Annotated in this window: 19 protein-coding genes and 1 tRNA gene; 6 read left to right on the top strand and 14 right to left on the bottom strand. The window is 50.2% G+C overall.

From position 1 onward, the window contains the following. Positions 1-16 precede the first annotated feature (16 nt). The 4 genes from ylqF to MHI42_RS34940 all read right to left on the bottom strand — a co-directional run bounded on the left by ylqF (position 17) and on the right by MHI42_RS34940 (position 2,640). A complete protein-coding gene (gene ylqF, locus MHI42_RS34955) occupies positions 17-877 on the bottom strand; it encodes a ribosome biogenesis GTPase YlqF (protein ID WP_039309356.1) in 861 nt (286 codons plus the stop codon). A 29-nt stretch (positions 878-906) separates the two neighbouring features. Continuing rightward, a complete protein-coding gene (gene lepB / locus MHI42_RS34950; protein WP_171716106.1) occupies positions 907-1,527 on the bottom strand; it encodes a signal peptidase I in 621 nt (206 codons plus the stop codon). Between the two features lie 205 nt (positions 1,528-1,732). Next, complete coding sequence (rplS, locus tag MHI42_RS34945) at positions 1,733-2,077, bottom strand: 50S ribosomal protein L19 (protein WP_039309361.1); 345 nt, start codon at positions 2,075-2,077, stop codon at positions 1,733-1,735. Positions 2,078-2,319: 242 nt separating this feature from the next. Further along, positions 2,320-2,640, bottom strand: a complete 321-nt coding sequence (locus tag MHI42_RS34940) for a hypothetical protein (protein ID WP_342422165.1) — start codon at positions 2,638-2,640, stop codon at positions 2,320-2,322. Positions 2,641-2,894: 254 nt separating this feature from the next. Between MHI42_RS34940 and MHI42_RS34935 the strand changes: the two genes are divergently transcribed. Continuing rightward, a complete protein-coding gene (locus MHI42_RS34935; RefSeq protein WP_342422164.1) occupies positions 2,895-3,845 on the top strand; it encodes a hypothetical protein in 951 nt (316 codons plus the stop codon). A gap of 52 nt (positions 3,846-3,897) precedes the next feature. Here the strand turns inward: MHI42_RS34935 and MHI42_RS34930 are convergent, their stop codons facing one another. Next, a complete protein-coding gene (locus MHI42_RS34930; RefSeq protein ID WP_171716108.1) occupies positions 3,898-4,155 on the bottom strand; it encodes a hypothetical protein in 258 nt (85 codons plus the stop codon). Positions 4,156-4,384: 229 nt separating this feature from the next. Here MHI42_RS34930 and MHI42_RS34925 point away from each other — a divergent pair, with 229 nt between their 5' ends. Next, positions 4,385-4,579: a hypothetical protein gene (locus MHI42_RS34925; RefSeq protein WP_039309369.1), complete on the top strand. Its 195-nt coding sequence runs from the start codon at positions 4,385-4,387 to the stop codon at positions 4,577-4,579. A gap of 70 nt (positions 4,580-4,649) precedes the next feature. On the opposite strand, the gene MHI42_RS34920 is transcribed toward MHI42_RS34925, so the two are convergent. The 9 genes from MHI42_RS34920 to MHI42_RS34880 all read right to left on the bottom strand — a co-directional run bounded on the left by MHI42_RS34920 (position 4,650) and on the right by MHI42_RS34880 (position 12,097). Further along, positions 4,650-4,723, bottom strand: a tRNA-Pro gene (locus tag MHI42_RS34920). Between the two features lie 906 nt (positions 4,724-5,629). Beyond that, positions 5,630-6,418 (bottom strand): tRNA (guanosine(37)-N1)-methyltransferase TrmD, encoded by a 789-nt coding sequence (gene trmD, locus MHI42_RS34915; RefSeq protein WP_342424861.1) that lies wholly within the window; start codon positions 6,416-6,418, stop codon positions 5,630-5,632. Continuing rightward, positions 6,418-6,942, bottom strand: a complete 525-nt coding sequence (rimM, locus tag MHI42_RS34910; protein ID WP_042237185.1) for a ribosome maturation factor RimM — start codon at positions 6,940-6,942, stop codon at positions 6,418-6,420. Before rimM ends, trmD begins: the two co-directional genes overlap by 1 nt. Positions 6,943-7,035: 93 nt before the next feature. After that, complete coding sequence (locus MHI42_RS34905) at positions 7,036-7,266, bottom strand: KH domain-containing protein (protein WP_019910364.1); 231 nt, start codon at positions 7,264-7,266, stop codon at positions 7,036-7,038. Between the two features lie 22 nt (positions 7,267-7,288). Beyond that, positions 7,289-7,561, bottom strand: coding sequence for a 30S ribosomal protein S16 (rpsP, locus tag MHI42_RS34900; RefSeq protein ID WP_019910363.1), 273 nt, complete (start codon positions 7,559-7,561; stop codon positions 7,289-7,291). A gap of 362 nt (positions 7,562-7,923) precedes the next feature. After that, positions 7,924-9,312, bottom strand: a complete 1,389-nt coding sequence (gene ffh / locus MHI42_RS34895) for a signal recognition particle protein (RefSeq protein WP_342422163.1) — start codon at positions 9,310-9,312, stop codon at positions 7,924-7,926. A gap of 21 nt (positions 9,313-9,333) precedes the next feature. After that, the gene (locus tag MHI42_RS34890) at positions 9,334-9,690 is read right to left on the bottom strand and encodes a putative DNA-binding protein (RefSeq protein WP_039309377.1); all 357 of its coding nucleotides are present in this window, start codon (positions 9,688-9,690) and stop codon (positions 9,334-9,336) included. A 148-nt stretch (positions 9,691-9,838) separates the two neighbouring features. Next, complete coding sequence (locus MHI42_RS34885) at positions 9,839-10,486, bottom strand: hemolysin III family protein (protein ID WP_039309379.1); 648 nt, start codon at positions 10,484-10,486, stop codon at positions 9,839-9,841. A gap of 93 nt (positions 10,487-10,579) precedes the next feature. Continuing rightward, positions 10,580-12,097 carry a carboxypeptidase M32 gene (locus MHI42_RS34880; RefSeq protein ID WP_171716109.1) on the bottom strand — a complete coding sequence of 506 codons (1,518 nt, stop codon included), beginning with the start codon at positions 12,095-12,097 and terminating at the stop codon, positions 10,580-10,582. 276 nt (positions 12,098-12,373) lie between these two features. Between MHI42_RS34880 and MHI42_RS34875 the strand changes: the two genes are divergently transcribed. The 4 genes from MHI42_RS34875 (at position 12,374) to MHI42_RS34860 (ending at position 16,278) form a co-directional block, all read left to right on the top strand. Then, positions 12,374-12,952, top strand: coding sequence for a carbonic anhydrase (locus MHI42_RS34875; RefSeq protein WP_039309384.1), 579 nt, complete (start codon positions 12,374-12,376; stop codon positions 12,950-12,952). A gap of 257 nt (positions 12,953-13,209) precedes the next feature. After that, entirely contained in the window at positions 13,210-13,635 is a 426-nt protein-coding gene (locus MHI42_RS34870; protein WP_039309423.1) for a membrane protein, read from the top strand. Continuing rightward, positions 13,635-13,922 carry a YxcD family protein gene (locus tag MHI42_RS34865; RefSeq protein ID WP_039309385.1) on the top strand — a complete coding sequence of 96 codons (288 nt, stop codon included), beginning with the start codon at positions 13,635-13,637 and terminating at the stop codon, positions 13,920-13,922. The genes MHI42_RS34870 and MHI42_RS34865 overlap by 1 nt, the downstream gene beginning before the upstream one ends. Before the next feature lie 607 nt (positions 13,923-14,529). Beyond that, positions 14,530-16,278: a hypothetical protein gene (locus MHI42_RS34860; protein ID WP_342422162.1), complete on the top strand. Its 1,749-nt coding sequence runs from the start codon at positions 14,530-14,532 to the stop codon at positions 16,276-16,278. The last annotated feature ends 70 nt before the right edge of the window (positions 16,279-16,348 follow it).

The raw sequence follows: 16,348 nt of genomic DNA, 5'->3' as shown, positions 1-16,348 counted from the left end.
ACAATTCGTTCTTAAGTTAAGGCGTCTCCAGCGTAAAACGTCCAAGCTTGCCGGCGCGCAGTTCATGCAGGAGTGCGCGTGAAGCTTTCTCCAGATCTACGCGTCCGCCGCTGAGCAGACAGCCCCGTTTACGTCCTACCGCTTCCATCACGGCAACGATTTCGTCCGGGTTCTCCAGATCCTCAGGCAGCTTGTCGATACCAAAACGCTCCTGGAACCGGCTGCCGTAATCCTTCACCAGATATTTCACCGCATAGAACGCGATATCCTCAATGTTCAGGATTTCTTCCTTGATCGCTCCGGTTACCGCCAGCTTATAGCCTACCACCTGGTCCTCGAACTTCGGCCAGAGGATACCCGGGGTATCCAGAAGCTCCAGATTCCCGCCTGTCTTAATCCATTGCTGGCCCTTGGTGACCCCTGGACGGTCTCCGGTAATCGCGATACTTCTGCCCGCCATCCGGTTAATGAGTGTCGATTTGCCTACGTTGGGAATACCGACGATCAATGCGCGCATTGCCCGCGGGTTAATTCCCCTGGAAATCTGCCGGTCAATCTTTTCCTTCAGCAGCAGCTTGACCTGCTCAGGAATCTCCTTAATGCCTGTCCCGGTAGAAGCATCCACAGGATAGGCAACATGGCCCTGTTCCTTGAAGTAAGCAAGCCACTTGCGCGTTGCTTCCGGATCGGCCAGATCCGCTTTATTCAGAATAATCAGCCTTGGCTTATCCCGCAAAATATCGTCAATCATCGGATTGCGGCTGGAAAGCGGCAGACGGGAATCAAGCAGTTCTATTGCAATATCAATCAGCTTCAGCTTATCCTCAATTTGCCGTCTAGCCTTCGTCATATGACCAGGAAACCATTGAATGGCCATTGCCGTCACCTCCTTTGACTTCTGTCAGCTTAATGGTTAATTAATGTAATATCTTTGACCGGCCAGAAAATAAGGTCCGCACGGCCGACAATATCACCCAGTGGCACATAACCGATCATCCGGCTGTCTGTACTGTCTGAGCGGTTGTCCCCCATCACAAACACATGTCCTTCGGGCACTGTGCCATCCGTAAAATCTTCATTCGGGAAGTTCTTATTGTTGTACAAAGAGTTGTTATTATGCGCATCATCAATTGCGCCCTGGATATACGTTTCATTTACCGGTTCGCCGTTCACAGTTACGACATCCCCTTCAACTTTTACCGTATCGCCCGCTACACCGATGACACGTTTAATGAAGTCTCTGCCTTCAGACGGCACATGGAATACGATGACTTCACCACGCTGAGGTGTACGTATATCATAGAGAATTTCATTAACAATAACCCGTTCGCCAGTATGGAAGTTAGGCTGCATGGAAGGTCCGTCCACGATAAACGGTTTGAACAAAAGCCAGCGTATTAGAATAACCAGAACCAATGCAATCGCAATCGCTTTAATCCATTCCAGGACTTCATTCTTAGGCTTCTGGGGGCTCTGGCTGTTAGATTCTGTAATCTCGCCTTGCCCTGGCTGCAAATCCTGCTGCATAGTTCACCGTCCTCTCCATATGTTGTTATCTCCACTATACAATACAAAAAAACTCCTACCAAAAACTCCCCCGCGATTACTCCTTCAGGAGGCCTTTTCGGAGAAGCTGTTCCTAAGGCACATATTTCTTAGTTGAATGTTTTGATTACATAGTAAGAATAAACGAAAGGGGCTTGATTTCAAGCCCCTTTCACTTGCCGCTATTCTAGCGACGGATTTCTTTAATTCTTGCAGCTTTACCGCGAAGTTCACGAAGATAGTACAGCTTCGCACGACGAACTTTACCACGGCGAGCCACTTCGATTTTCTCGAGCTTAGGGGAGTTGATTGGGAATGTTCTTTCCACACCAACACCATAAGAGATTTTACGAACTGTAAAAGTCTCACCGATACCACCGCCGCGACGTTTGATTACAACGCCTTCGAACAACTGGATCCGTTCACGAGTTCCTTCGATAACTTTTACATGCACCTTCAAAGTGTCACCCGGGCGAAAACTCGGGATATCTTTGCGAAGTTGCTCTTGCGTAATTGCTTGTAGGATATTCATTTAGGACTTCCTCCTTCCGTACAGGTGTTCTTGCCTCTTCCGGAGAGCCATTGCTCTCCCTCATTATCCGCAGAGGACCACCGTATTCCACACAACAGAAATAATATTACCACACGGCAGAAATAAAGACAAGTATAAAATCCAAAATAGAAGAATATATATGCTTCGCACTATAAATTCCCCTTCTAGTTCTCGCTGAAACGGTACCGTCCTGTTAAGGACGACATAGCGTTTCTACTTGTTTAGAGTGGCAGCATATCCCTTTTCTTCGCTTTGACCTTGCAATCCTTGCAGAGTCCGACCACACTTCCGTTATCCTGGGCATAAAAAACCAGCTTGCCGTTTTTCTTCTTACAGGAAGAACAAAGCTGATCTGCAGCATTCTGCTTAGCCTTGCGGTGCCCTTCCATAGATATTACGTTGCTGGCTTTAACCGTTCTTGGTGCCTCAGGCTGCTCCCTGTTCATCCGGTTGCGGGAAATTACATAAACAACTGCACCAACCAACAAAATAATGAAGACCGCCGCATATTGCATTTGGCTCATCCGCTCCTCTGACTTCATCAGTCAAAATAGTAAACAGACCTGGTTCCGCCTTACCTTCTATGCCGGTCTGTTCCAGCTGCCAGGATTGATTATTCCGGTCTTTAGATCTAACGCTAGTTTAACATATTGCTTCATCAAAATGTAGTCAACAGGCTTACTGGACTATGGTCCAGTACAGCAACCCGCCGCCAGCCCGTTATCCATATATTTTCCATAATATATAATATTAAATATACATAAGCAAATCACTAACCTTCAGGAGGGTATATATATTGAAGAAAAATCACAACACCGCAATTATTGCAGCAGTAGCCGTCTTCTCCATCGCTTTACTGGCAGGATGCAAGGAACTTCCCGGCAAAGAGGCGGCAGATCATCAGCTGGAGCAGCGTCTGTCCGGAAACTTCCAGCAGGAAGCCGCAGAGGCGGTTAAGCAGAGCATCGGCAAGGCAACCGTCACGCTAGGAGATGCAGTCCAGACGACAACGGACAGGATTGAACAAAAGATTAATGATAAGGGTATCAGCAGAGAATTCTCCACCTCCCTGCCGGCAGGTTCAGCCTCTGAATTTAAGCTTGATAATATTCTGGGTGAAGTCAGCTTAGTTCCCGCTTCCGGGGACGAGATTGTTGTCAAAGCCACCATTGTTGTCCATGATCGTTCGTCTAACGACGACGCTTCCGAGGTACTTGACCACGCTGAAGTATCGATTGAACATAAAAGTGGCGTGCTGACCGTTTCCACTCACGGGGAGGATAGCCCGAAGAAGAATCTTTGGGACTGGTCACAGAAGGAATACGGGCATTCAGACTTCAGTATTAATTATGTAGTTGAGCTTCCGGATACAGTGAACTATGTTGAGATCAATTCTAATGTAGGCTCCACACAGCTCCGCGGTCTGCAGGGTACCTTTGATATCGTCAGCAATGTCGGAAGCATCATCCTTCAGGATACTGTTTTCACAGGCAAATCTTCTATTAAGTCTAATACAGGAAGTATCGAGCTTGGTATATCCGGAATGGATAGCGGCAGCAGTCTTAAGGCTACAAGCGATATAGGTAAAATATCCGCCGATCTTGCCAGTTCAGTGCAATGTACTGTGGAAGCTGAGAGTGAGCTGGGGCATATAGCCGGCGCTACAGGCGGCAAGCAGGATTATAACGGCGGCGGTCCGCTGGTAACGCTAACTACCCAGATTGGAGCAATATCCGTTAATAATTAGAAAAGTGGGCGTTCCTGTTTTCCAGGAGCCCACTTTTTAATTTGTGCTCTTATCAGATCAGCGCAATGGCCAGCAATGTAAACAGGCTGAGTGTAAGGATTTCGCTGCCATAGCCGAAGTACCCTCCATAATAATTCCCCGAGCCTCCCGGATAAAATGCCGAAGTTTTCATTTTGCCGTTTCCTTTTGTTTTCAGGTACACATTGTTCTGGTCCACATCTACAATAATTCCTTCATGACGTTTGCCGTCATTGGTCATAATACGCACCCGCTTATTTTTGCAATGGAGACAGTTATAATAAGCTTCCATCTGCTGATTCCTCCTCAATCGTGTTTCTGTATCTTATGAGGGGAGGGATAAGCCGGTAACGGCAATAGCCACGCGGCAAATGTCTATAATTATTTTAGCTGTGAAATCAAGAACTTGTGAACATTGTGTATCATTTTCCGAAGAAAAGGGGTATTATTAAGATAATAATACGAATTGAAGCGCTTACGATTGTGAACATTAATCTACAATTCATAAGGAGGCAGGAATCATGAGCACAGCAGGCAGACGTTTCATTAATGAAGGAGTACTTCGTATCGCCTGGTTCATCATATTCACATCGCTCACCTACACGGTGCGCAATTACACTTGGGCTATTGTACTGCTTATGGTTGTTGCTGTATATTCGCTGGTCACCGGGATCATCATGCTTACCCGCCAGGATAGGGACAGGGGCAGAGCTTAACCGGCGTTATTCGTATAAAAGTTAAAAACACTTCCACAGAGCTTACGGCCCTGACGGAAGTGTTTTTTGATCGGAGTAACAGGATTCGAACCTGCGGCCTCATCCACCCCAAGGATGCGCGCTACCTGGCTGCGCTATACCCCGACATCTATGTATGCCTGCCTTCGAAATAAGATACGCGCCTTCTTTTAACATTATGCCGGAAAGCGGTTACTTCCTGGTTATATTTTATATATTCCGCAGAAGTACATTTTATATTTATTTTTAAACTATTATTCAAATTTTATGGATTTTTCATATAAGCTATGCTATACTCTTGGCACAAGGAAAGGAGGTGCGTTCACATCAAGCATGACATGCTGAACGTATCCCTTACCCGGACCAACGGCTGAATCACTGGCCCTGGTGGCGCGGGATACGGATCAAAGTAACAAACTAGCGCCTCGGGTAGAAAGACCGTCTACGGACGGTCTTTTTTTATGGGATCAGAACGTAGACGGGTTAGTTTATGTCTATAGATCTGTTTCTCTACACTCCATCACGAAATAAATAACCGCTAAAGCCAGCGTACCTTAGGTCCGTCTGTCTTTAGCGGTTATTTGTGTGCTCTGCTACAGTATCACTGAGCCTATGGAACCTGCTGCCAGGGTCTTGTTCATTCCTTGAGTTAGAGGGTTACGATTTACGATTCTTATAGAAATCAATAATATCGCTTACTGTGCGGAGCGGCTCCGCCTCCTTGTGGACAGTGTCCACGGCTGGCTTGAAGGGTTCATGCGTATTCGTAGTCACTTTCAGTCATTCCTTTCGATAATTAAGCTAGCTGCGTCTAAAGCTGCATGTCTGATCGCGGCACCTCTATTCATTACCCTAAAAAAAGGGCATTAACGCACATCCGCTCTTATTTTTGTGTGAATCTTCTGTGTCTGCTAATTTATTCTATGGATTTGATCAGTCTCCACTTCTCAGCACATAGCAAAAAACGCCTCCCTAACGTAATATACGTTAAAAAGACGCTATCTATGACTCTTCTCCGGGCCCAAATTTCATTTATTTGTTATTCAGGCTTGTCTGCTCCTGCAGCCGCTTCAGTGTCAGCTTGTCTTTCGCAGAAAGCTCTGCTGTCTTCAGCAGGTCCGGTCTGCGCTCAAGTGTGCGCTGCAGCGCCTGCTCACGCCGCCACACCTCAATGTTGGCATGATGTCCGCTTAGAAGCATATCCGGCACTTTCCAGCCGCGGAATTCTGCAGGACGGGTATAATGCGGATATTCCAGAAGCCCCGTGCTGAAGGAGTCGGTTACTGCAGAGGTCTCGTTACCCAGCGCCCCCGGCTGCAGCCGCACGACCGAGTCAATGACAGTCAGGGCAGGCAATTCACCGCCGGTCAGTACATAGTCGCCAATCGAAAGCTCGTCCGTCACCAGATGCTCGCGGATCCGCTCATCATAGCCTTCATAATGGCCGCAGATGAAGATCAGATGCTGCTCCTGCGCCAGCTCCTCGGCGATCTGCTGATTATACGTCTGGCCCTGCGGACACATGAGAATAATCCGCGGCTTCACCGGCGGGTCTATAGCGGATTCAGCCGCACCTGCTTCAGCGCTGGTCTCGGCCAGCACATGCTCTACCGCCGCAAAGATCGGGTCTGGCTTAAGCACCATCCCTCCGCCTCCGCCATACGGCGTATCATCCACGCTGTTATGCTTGTTTCCTGAGAAATCACGGAAGTTCACCGCATTCAGTGATACGATGCCTTTGTCACGGGCTTTGCCGAGTATGCTTGTGCCGAATACACCTTCACACATTTCCGGAAAGAGTGTCAGCACATCAATCCGGATCATGGAAGCAGCCCCTCCATAATGTGCACCGTGATTTTTTTGGCCTCGATATCTACGTCAAGCACTACATCATTGATGACCGGAATCAGAATATCCTGGCCTTTGGCCGGCTTCACCACCCAGACATCATTGGCACCCGGCTGCAGAATCTCCGTGATTGTACCCAGCGGCTGGCTGGCGTCTTCATCGGTGTACACTTCACAGCCAACGATTTGGTGGAAATAATATTCATTCTCCGGCAGTTCCACCAGGTCATCGCTTGGCACTTTAAGCATACTGCCCTTATATTTCTCAACCTCATTAATATTGGTATAGCCCTTCAGCTTGGCTATATACATACCTTTGTGTTCTTTCGCGGATTCTACCGTCACCTCGAATCTCGGGCTTCCGTCCGCCGGAATCAGCAGCAGCTTTTTGCCGGGTGCAAAGCGCACTTCCGGGAAATCGGTATGCGACAGGATTTTGACCTCTCCGCGGATACCGTGGGTATTCACCAGTCTGCCTACTGTTAACTCTTCCGTCATGTGATCCTCTCCTTTGACAAGTTTCGAATATCTATATATTTCAACAAAAAGGAGCCGGGATATACTATCCCTAGCCCCTCATTGTACGCACACTTAAGATAAAATATCTACGGTAACGCGTTTATCGCTCTTGACTGCTGCAGATGTAACTACGGTACGAAGCGCTTTGGCGATCCGCCCCTGCTTGCCGATGACCTTACCGACATCATCAGGATGTACGGAGAGCTCATAGACAATCAGGTGATCCTTCTCCACGGTCCGTACGGTCACATCCTCTGGATGATCCACTAAAGCCTTAGCAATAACACCAACTAATTCTTCCATAGAGGACCCTCGCAATCAGTCATTATTTCTGTTGCTTCAGCTCATGGAACTTCTTCATCACGCCAGCCTTAGAAAGCAGGTTGCGGACGGTATCAGATGCTTGTGCACCTGTTTGAAGCCATTTAAGAGCTTTTTCCTCATCAATCTTAACGACTGCCGGTACTTCAATCGGATTATAATAACCGATTTCCTCGATAAAACGACCGTCACGAGGGGACCGGGAATCGGAAACCACTACACGGTAGAAAGGCGCTTTATGTGCTCCCATTCTTTTCAAACGAATACGTACTGCCACGAAATTCACCTCCTTATAAGAATATCGGAATTATTATTAACCTTTGGGACAAACCTTTTTCGATCCCTCCCAAACCCTCCCTTCCAAGGGAGGGCCCCAAGGGCTCTGCCCTCTGGACACCCGGCTAAGTGCAACTAGCGTAGGCGTTCAGACTGGCGGGACCTTGAGATGTTCGGGGTAAGACCGCTTTTCCTCCCTGCGGGATACGCTTAACTGCGGCGTTACCTTGATACAGGGAAGAGATTTAAGGACTACGTCAAAAGATTAAGATCAAAACCATTCTCGATCATCTGATGTTGTACTATATCTGATCTATGGTAAACCATAAAGGATAAGAAACTTAAAAAATCAAAGATTAGAGATCAACGGAAAGGGAACTTCATACCGCCCTTGCCGCCAAGGCCTTTAAGCTGCTTCATGGCGTTCTTCTTGCCGCCCTTGCCTCCGCCGCCCATCATGCCGGAGAACTGCTTCATCATCTTGCGCATTTCATCAAACTGCTTGATGAGCCGATTAACCTCGGCGACGTTGGTACCGCTGCCGGCAGCAATACGCTTGCGGCGGTTGTGGTTGATGATCTCAGGCTGGGCCTTCTCGGCCTTGGTCATGGAATGAACAATGGCTTCGACGCGTCCCATCTGCTTATCATCAACCTTCAGATCCTTCATGCCCTTGGCTTTGTTCATGCCAGGCAGCATATCAAGAATCTGGTCGATCGGGCCAAGCTTCTTGACCTGATCCATCTGCTCCAGGAAATCATCGAACGTAAATTCCGCATTACGCATCTTACGTTCCATTTCCTTCGCTTTCTCGGTATCGATATTGGCCTGAGCCTTCTCGATCAACGACAGCATGTCGCCCATGCCGAGTATCCGTGATGCCATACGTTCCGGATGGAACGGCTCCAGCGCGTCGATCTTCTCGCCAAGAGCAGCGAATTTGATCGGGCAGCCGGTTACGGCCTTGACGGACAACGCGGCACCACCACGGGTGTCACCATCAAGCTTCGTCAGCACTACGCCAGTAAGCTCCAGCTGCTTGTTGAAGCTGTCAGCCACATTCACGGCATCCTGACCGGTCATGGCATCGACTACAAGCAGCACTTCGTCAGGAGTTACGACGTTATGGATCTGCTTCAGCTCTTCCATCAGCTCTTCATCAATATGCAGGCGGCCTGCGGTATCGATAATGACATAATCGAGGTTATTGTCCTTCGCATGCTGAACACCTTGTCTGGCGATTTCCACCGGACTTGTCTGATCACCCAGCGAGAAGACCGCAACCTTGATTTGCTCTCCCAGCACCTGCAGCTGCTTGATCGCCGCAGGACGGTAGATGTCAGCCGCTACGAGCAGCGGGCGGTGATTGCCCTTCTGCAGCAGCTTCGCCAGCTTACCCGAAGTGGTTGTCTTACCCGCACCTTGCAGACCTGTCATCATAATGACGGTCGGCGGCTTGTTCGACTTCGCCAGCTTCGCCTGGCTTCCGCCCATCAGCTCAGTCAGTTCCTTGTTAACGATGTCGATAATGACCATGCCTGGCGTGAAGCTGTCCATCACTTCCTTGCCGACGGACTTCTCTTTCACCTTGGACACGAAGTCCTTGACGACTTTGAAGTTAACATCGGCTTCCAGAAGGGCCAGCCGCACTTCGCGCATGGCTTCGTTTACGTCTTCTTCGGATACTTTCCCTTTGCCGCGCAGTTTGCTGAACACATTCTGCAATCTTCCGGTTAAACCTTCAAATGCCATATGCGGCTTGCTCCCTTCATGCTACTCTAACCTCTGCAAACGATCCACGATGTCCGTGAACCGCAGTTTATATTGCTCAGGCAGCATCCCATTGTCCGGCAGTCTGCGCAGTTCTTCTAAATATCTGTTGCGGTCTTCATGTTTGGACAGCAGTCCAAGCTTCTCTTCATAATTCTCAAGAACTTGCTCCGCCCGCTTAATATGCTCATACACAGCTTGACGGCTGATTTCAAATTCCGCAGCAATCTCTCCCAGGGAGAAATCATCGTGGAAATAATATTTGAGAAACGTTTGCTGCTTGTCAGTAAGCAGCCGTTCGTAGAAAGCAAATAGCAGGTTGATCCGGTTGGTTTTCTCGAGCCTATTCTCCTGACTCATTAAGGGCACTCCCTTCGTCAAGGAAAAACACTTTACAGCTTCACAACGTCCCTTATGATACCGAAAACAAAGAAAGATGTCAAGCCTTTTTGCTTGTCATCTTTTTCTTTGCCCGAAACCGGCATTTCGGAGGTAAATTCCGGCCTGCTTAGTGAATCGGCAGGATGTATAAGAATACAACGAAGAAGTGAAGAATCGTCCCTGCAAGCACGAACAAATGCCAGATGGCATGATGGTACGGGAAGCCGCGCCACACATAAAAAACTGTGCCAAGCGTGTACAGCAGACCGCCTACCATCAACAGAGTCATGCCGCCGCTGGCCACAACCTCAGACAGAGGGCTCCAGGCGATCACGATCATCCAGCCCATGGCGATGTAGAATATGGTCGACATGAACAGGAACTTTTTGACAAAAAAAGCTTTGAAAAAGACGCCGAATACCGCTACTCCCCAGGCGATTCCGAATAAAGTCCAGCCCAGCGGCCCCCGGATCGCCACCAGCATAAAGGGTGTATACGTTCCGGCGATAAATAAATAAATTGAAGAGTGGTCGAGGAATTCAAAGAAGTCCTTCGCCTTGCCGTCCCTGAGACTATGCACCATTGTTGAATTAAAATACAGCAGCAGCATAGTTACCCCATATATGGAGAAACTGACAACATGCCAGGCCGTACCATTCTGGACAGCATATACGACCAGCAGAACCAGCGCAGCAATACTTAATACTGCACCAATCCCGTGTGTAATCGCGTTCGCAACCTCTTCCTTGCGGCTGTAAGTGTGAGTATTAGCCATCCCACTATTCCTTCCATTTGCGGTTTCCTTCTATTATAGCTCTTTCCCTGAGGTCCTTCCAGCTTACGGCAGCCGCAAGGAATACTTCTCCGTTTACAGCTTGTACAGGTCAGTGTACTTTGCTTCCAGATAATCCGCCAGATAATCCGGGTTCAGCGGTTCCCCTGTTACCTGCTCGATAATCTGCGAGGGTGTCAGGCTCTGACCGTAGCGGTAGATTTTGTCGGTGAGCCATTCTTTGATCGGCAGCAGGTTCCCGGCAGCAATCAGCTCCTCGAACTCCGGCAGCTCCTTACGCAGCGTATTCAGCATTTGGGCCGCGTACATGTTGCCCAGTGAATAAGAAGCGAAATATCCGAAGTCTCCTCCCGACCAGTGAACATCCTGCAGTACGCCAAGCGCATCCGTAGGAGGGGTTATACCGAGATATTCCTGATACTTCGCGTTCCAGGTCTTCGGCAGATCCTTCACTTCAAGCCCTTCGTTGAAAATAAGCTTCTCGATTTCGTAGCGTACAATAATATGCAGGTTATAAGTCAGCTCATCGGCTTCGATGCGGATGAAGGAATTGCCTACACTGTTGATGGCGCGGTAGAAATCCTCCATTTCCACATTAGCAAGCTGTTCCGGGAAATGCTGCTGCAGATCGCCGTAGTAACGCTGCCAGAAGGCCCGGCTGCGGCCGATCATATTCTCCCATAGTCTGGACTGGGACTCGTGAATCCCCATGGATGCGCCTTGAGCCAGCGGTGTACCGATAATCTTTTCACCGAAATTCTGCTCGTACAGGGCATGTCCGCCCTCATGCAATGAGCTGAAGATCGAGCTCGTCACATTATCCAGCAGATAGTTTGTTGTGATGCGTACATCGCCGGGATTCAGGCCCGTAGCGAACGGATGTACACTTTCATCCAGACGTCCTGCCTCAAAGTCGTAGCCCATCTGCTCAAGCAGGAAGAGGCCGAACTTCTCCTGCTGCTCTTTGGGGAAAATCTGACTCAGGAATTCCGTATCCGGCTTGTTCGGCGACGCGCTGATCGCTTCGGCAAGAGGAACAAGACGGCTGCGCAGACGGCTGAAGATGTCGTCCACTTTGGCCACCGTCAGATCCGGTTCATACATATCCAGCAGCGTATCATAACGTGAGCCTTCTACTCCCCAATAATCGATGAACTCCTGTTTGAACTCAACAATCTTGGTCAGGTACGGCTCGAAGGAGGCAAAATCATTGTTATCCTTGGCTTCTTCCCAGATGGTCTGGGCATGGGCGGTCAGGACAGAGTACTCCTCGAATTTTTTGGAAGGAATGCTCTTACTGCGGCTGTACTCTTTGCGGGTATCCTTCACGATCTTGTTCTCATTATCGCTTAACTGGCTCATCACTTCCGGACGGCTGAAGAATTCGGTAAAAGCACCGATCTCCTCCGATACCTGCAGTTTGAACGCTTCTGCACTCAGCATGCCAAGCGTGGCTGATCGCATCTCCACACCTTTACGCGGCGCACCTGTACGCAAATCCCAGCCCAGGAGCCCAATAGCTTCATAATAGCCTCTGATTTTGGATAATAGCTCTTTAAATTTATCCCACTCTTCTTTGACCAATTGTTCCATTGGTTGAGCACCTGCCCTTGTCTAATTTATCCACTCCTCTTGATGATACTTTTATTAATGGCTATAATCAAATTCAGAATAGACATCTTCAATTTGAAATACTTATATTCTAATGAATACCGTGAACCCGGGGAATTCTGATTACTGACTTTAAGTTCGCGGCAAGAAGATGTAGAATGGATAACAACTTATTGCGTAAGCTTCCCAAGGGGGGGCTGTACGAGGGGATTTCAGAAGAAGTCTATTATCATTTAACTTTGAGGAGGCAGCATGCTCATGAGTCAGGTCACAGAAATTATGAAATTTAACAAGCATTTTGTTGAGGAAAAAGAATACGAAGCCTATCTGACCAGCCGCTTTCCGGATAAAAAAATGCTGATCATCACCTGCATGGATACCCGGTTAGTTGAGCTTCTGCCCAAAGCGATGAATTTCAAGAACGGTGATGTCAAAATCATCAAAAATGCCGGAGCCGTCATCTCCCAGCCGTTCGGAAGCGTAATGCGCAGCGTAATGGTTGCGCTGTATGAGCTGGATGCGGATGAAGTTATCGTCGTCGGGCATTATGAATGCGGCATGGCCTCCCTAAATGCGGACCGGATGATCAATTCTATTAAGGAACGCGGTGTTTCGGAGCAGGTGCTCGATACTTTGGAGAATTCGGGAATTAAGCTGACCAAATGGCTGCGCGGGTTTGACAATGTGGAGGAAGGGGTAATTCAGACTGTGGAGCTGATCAAGCGCCATCCCTTACTCCCCCCAAACGTACCTATTCACGGCATGATCATCGATCCGGCAACCGGAGCGCTTGAGCTTGTCTCGGATGGATACGCGGAGCATAAGGCAACTCTCTGAAACTGCTGTTTGCGTGGATCCTGGATCCACGCACTTTTTTTTGCCTGCCGGAACCTTGAAGCCAGTTAACATTTCTATTTGTGATTATTAAAAATTGAAACCTCCTGAGGATAACCTGCGTATTACCGGGCAGACACACAGAAACTAATGTGAACAAGACGGATGCTAATCGTTAAAAGAATGGTTTTGTCCGCTGCAGATTCTGGAATGTCTGTATTTACCACACTTCTGGGAGGTTCTCGTACTAAATGAAATCAATGAAACGTGTAATGATGATCGTCATGGCCTTCACTCTGTTCTTTGCCGTAACTGCTCCTGACTTTGCAGATGCCCGCCGTGGCGGCGGCTTCAAATCGGGTAGCCGGGGATTCACCACTACCCCAAAGAAATCAACAACAAACAATGTGAAACAAAGTGATAGCACCAAAGGCACCACAGCCGGAAGCACAACGAATGCAAACCGCGGATTCTTCAGCGGCGGCAGCCTGATGAAAGGCCTGATGATCGGCGGGATCGCCGGCTTCCTCTTCGGCGGAATGTTCTCCGGCATGGGCGCTTTCGGCAATATCATCGGCCTCTTCATTAACATGCTGGCCATTTATCTTGTCGTTATGATGATCATGTCCTTCTTCCGGCGCAGACAGGAACGGCGCAGAATGCAGGAAAGAGACGGGCGCTACTAATGAGTGTTACCGTACTCAGTATGGATGAGATTATCAATGCAATCTGCCTGCATATGGCTGAACGCAAAGCTGTACGGGTGGAGGAAGTCCGGGTGGAGCTTAGCTGGGATGAAGACACCGGCTACACTGCAGAGGTCTGGGTTCAGGGCCGCAGCCAGTTCCTGGTCGAATCCAATTTGATTGAATCGATTCTGCGTTATCTGCACAGCGAATACGGCATCCGCGCTTACCGTGAAAATGTACGCCTGGAGCTGGACGAAGAAATCACCGCTGTTGTCACTATGTAAAACTCATACGCCGTCCGCTGATACATTCAGCGGGCGTTTTTTTTGTGCTGGCGGGTTGGGGTTGGGGTTGGGGTTGGGGTTGGGGTTCGGGTTCGGGTTCGGATTCGGATTCGGATTCGGGTTCGGGTTCGGGTTCGCGCTGAAGCTTGATTTGGGACTAAGTGGAAAAACAGCATCTATTACTGGCGAAGTCATTATTATCGCCGGAATAGTTGGAAAAACAACACTTAATGATATGCAAAATCGTAATTATCGGAATATGTGTTGAATTAAGTGCCTTATTTCCATCTACAGTCTGCAAAAAGCATGAGACGTGAGTAATAAGTGCCTTATTTCCAACTATCATTGCTCTGGAGAGAAATCCCGAGACTTCTGTTATCAGCGAATCAGTGAGCATGCACCTTTCATTTTTCTTTCAGGAACAGCTGGTATATTATCTCAGAACATTTGCTTGCCGGAGAAGTCACAGCTAATGACGCAGGGTATGAGCGAAGCTTGATGGCACTGCAAAAGCTCACAAACTGAGAGTCTATAGCCCTGAAGCAACTTTGTACGAATACATATATTCAGGCTTGGGCTCACATTATGTCTAGGAGGACCAGAGATCATGTCGAGATTAACAAAATGCCTGTGCACAGGCATGCTGCTGTCTGCACTGCTCTTGTCAGGCTGCGGCAACAAGGCGCAGGAAGAGACTATTCCGGTAGCCAGTCCGGATAGTGCAGAAACTGCCGCTGTCCAGAGCTTCACCGGAAAAATCATCAGCATCAGCGGAAACGAAATTACGCTCTTTAAGGCTCAATCAGGCGGTATTCAAGAGCCCGGAGTTGCTGAAGCTGATCCGGCCGGGGTGGATGCGGCGGGTAGCGGGAACAGTGCTGGGGAAAGTTCTGCGGCTGGGAGTACTGGTGGTACAACTGGCGGGAGTAGTGATACTGCAACTTCGGCGGCCGCTGGGAGTACCGGTGATACAGCTGGCGGGAGTAGTAATGCTGCAACTTCGGCGGCGGACGGGAGTACCGGTGATATAACTGGCGGGAGTAGTGATGCTGCAACTTCGGCGGCGGACGGGAGTATCGGTGATACAGCTGTCGGAACTGACACTGAGCCAGCTGTATCAACTGGCAGTAACACGGGTAGCGGGAGTAATGCGGCAGATGAAGTGGACGGTTCTGCCGCAGGTGAGGGTGAGGCCGGTGGCGCAGGCAGCAGTCCTTCTTCGCCCGCTCTCCAGTTTACTGACGAGACAGTGGTTATTACAGTGGATGAGAATACGGAGTACGTGGTCCAGTCCGGCACCGCAGAACCCGGCTCCTCTTCTGAAGCAGCTGCCGGTGCTTTGACTCTGGCAGATCTGCAAGCAGGTGACGTCCTTACAGTCACGCTGACCGAAGGTACGTTAACTGCTTCAAGGATTGAGCTGCAGAGCGGATTTGTTGCCGGTGGGGGCGGGCTGACGGCGGCGCCGGATGCCAGCGCCAGCCCTCTCCCGCTGCCCGGCCCGGGAGATGACGTGAAGCCGCAGCAGACTCCGGGTGCCAAGCCGGACGGACAGGCTGCCCCGCCGCAGGACGGCAAGGCGGGCGAACGGCCCGCCGGAGGCCCAGACGGCGGGCCTGCAGGCGGAGCACCCGGGGGCGACGCGCCTGCGGATGCCGGAGGCGGAGCAGCGGGCGGCGCTGCTCCGGGCAGTGCTGGCGGCGCTCCCGCAGGCGCGCCGGACAAGCCGGGGGCTGCCGCGGGCGCGAAGCCGGCAGCAACCCCGGCCGCTGGCGCGAAGCCTGCGGCCAGCACTTCCCCTGCGCCCAGCGCCAGCGCGGGCGCTAGCAGCAAGCCTGCCGGGGACGCGAAGCCCGCGGCAACTCCGGCAGCTGGCGCGAAGCCAGCTGCCGCAGATGGTGGTGGCAGCGGCGGGAGGACTCCCGGCGCCGCCATGAGCTTCGGCAAGATCAAGAGTATCAGCGGCAGCAAGATTACTCTGTATACAGCCGAAGCGCCATCCGCTGCTCCGCAGGATGGAGCAGCACCCGCGGGAGGCCCGCAAGGCGCGGAGCCTTCGGGCAGACCAAGCGCCGAGCCGGGAGCCGGAGGCGGCGGCCAAGGCGGTGGTGGCCAAGGCGGCAGGCCCCAGGGACAGGGCGGCGCGCAGATGAGCTTCTCAGAAGAGACCACCGTTATTACGGTGGCATCGGATACGAAGCTTATCTCTATTACTTTTACCGATGGCAAGCGTACAGAGGCTACGATCGCCTTGTCCACGCTCAAGGCAGGCGACATCATCCAGTACACGCTGAAATCAGGCACAGCTCAAGCCGATAGCATCAGCCTCAGCAGCGGTGATTCCGGCAGCAAATAAGTAATACTGCCGGGAACTTCGCAGCATTCCACCCTGCAGGCTCCAGCCTGACCTCACATCAGGTTCTGCG

This window comes from Paenibacillus sp. FSL E2-0178, from assembly GCF_038593005.1.
In the GTDB taxonomy this organism is placed as follows: Bacteria; Bacillota; Bacilli; order Paenibacillales; family Paenibacillaceae; genus Paenibacillus_AQ; species Paenibacillus_AQ phytohabitans.
This window is presented reverse-complemented; position numbering and strand designations above follow the sequence as displayed.

Coding starts and splice junctions, on each gene's coding strand:
- ylqF (WP_039309356.1), bottom strand. CDS start 877: ATGGCCATTCAATGGTTTCCTGGTCATATGACGAAGGCTAGACGGCAA.
- lepB (WP_171716106.1), bottom strand. CDS start 1,527: ATGCAGCAGGATTTGCAGCCAGGGCAAGGCGAGATTACAGAATCTAAC.
- rplS (WP_039309361.1), bottom strand. CDS start 2,077: ATGAATATCCTACAAGCAATTACGCAAGAGCAACTTCGCAAAGATATC.
- MHI42_RS34940 (WP_342422165.1), bottom strand. CDS start 2,640: ATGAAGTCAGAGGAGCGGATGAGCCAAATGCAATATGCGGCGGTCTTC.
- MHI42_RS34930 (WP_171716108.1), bottom strand. CDS start 4,155: ATGGAAGCTTATTATAACTGTCTCCATTGCAAAAATAAGCGGGTGCGT.
- MHI42_RS34925 (WP_039309369.1), top strand. CDS start 4,385: ATGAGCACAGCAGGCAGACGTTTCATTAATGAAGGAGTACTTCGTATC.
- rimM (WP_042237185.1), bottom strand. CDS start 6,942: ATGACGGAAGAGTTAACAGTAGGCAGACTGGTGAATACCCACGGTATC.
- MHI42_RS34905 (WP_019910364.1), bottom strand. CDS start 7,266: ATGGAAGAATTAGTTGGTGTTATTGCTAAGGCTTTAGTGGATCATCCA.
- ffh (WP_342422163.1), bottom strand. CDS start 9,312: ATGGCATTTGAAGGTTTAACCGGAAGATTGCAGAATGTGTTCAGCAAA.
- MHI42_RS34890 (WP_039309377.1), bottom strand. CDS start 9,690: ATGAGTCAGGAGAATAGGCTCGAGAAAACCAACCGGATCAACCTGCTA.
- MHI42_RS34885 (WP_039309379.1), bottom strand. CDS start 10,486: ATGGCTAATACTCACACTTACAGCCGCAAGGAAGAGGTTGCGAACGCG.
- MHI42_RS34880 (WP_171716109.1), bottom strand. CDS start 12,097: ATGGAACAATTGGTCAAAGAAGAGTGGGATAAATTTAAAGAGCTATTA.
- MHI42_RS34875 (WP_039309384.1), top strand. CDS start 12,374: ATGAGTCAGGTCACAGAAATTATGAAATTTAACAAGCATTTTGTTGAG.
- MHI42_RS34870 (WP_039309423.1), top strand. CDS start 13,210: ATGAAACGTGTAATGATGATCGTCATGGCCTTCACTCTGTTCTTTGCC.
- MHI42_RS34865 (WP_039309385.1), top strand. CDS start 13,635: ATGAGTGTTACCGTACTCAGTATGGATGAGATTATCAATGCAATCTGC.
- MHI42_RS34860 (WP_342422162.1), top strand. CDS start 14,530: ATGTCGAGATTAACAAAATGCCTGTGCACAGGCATGCTGCTGTCTGCA.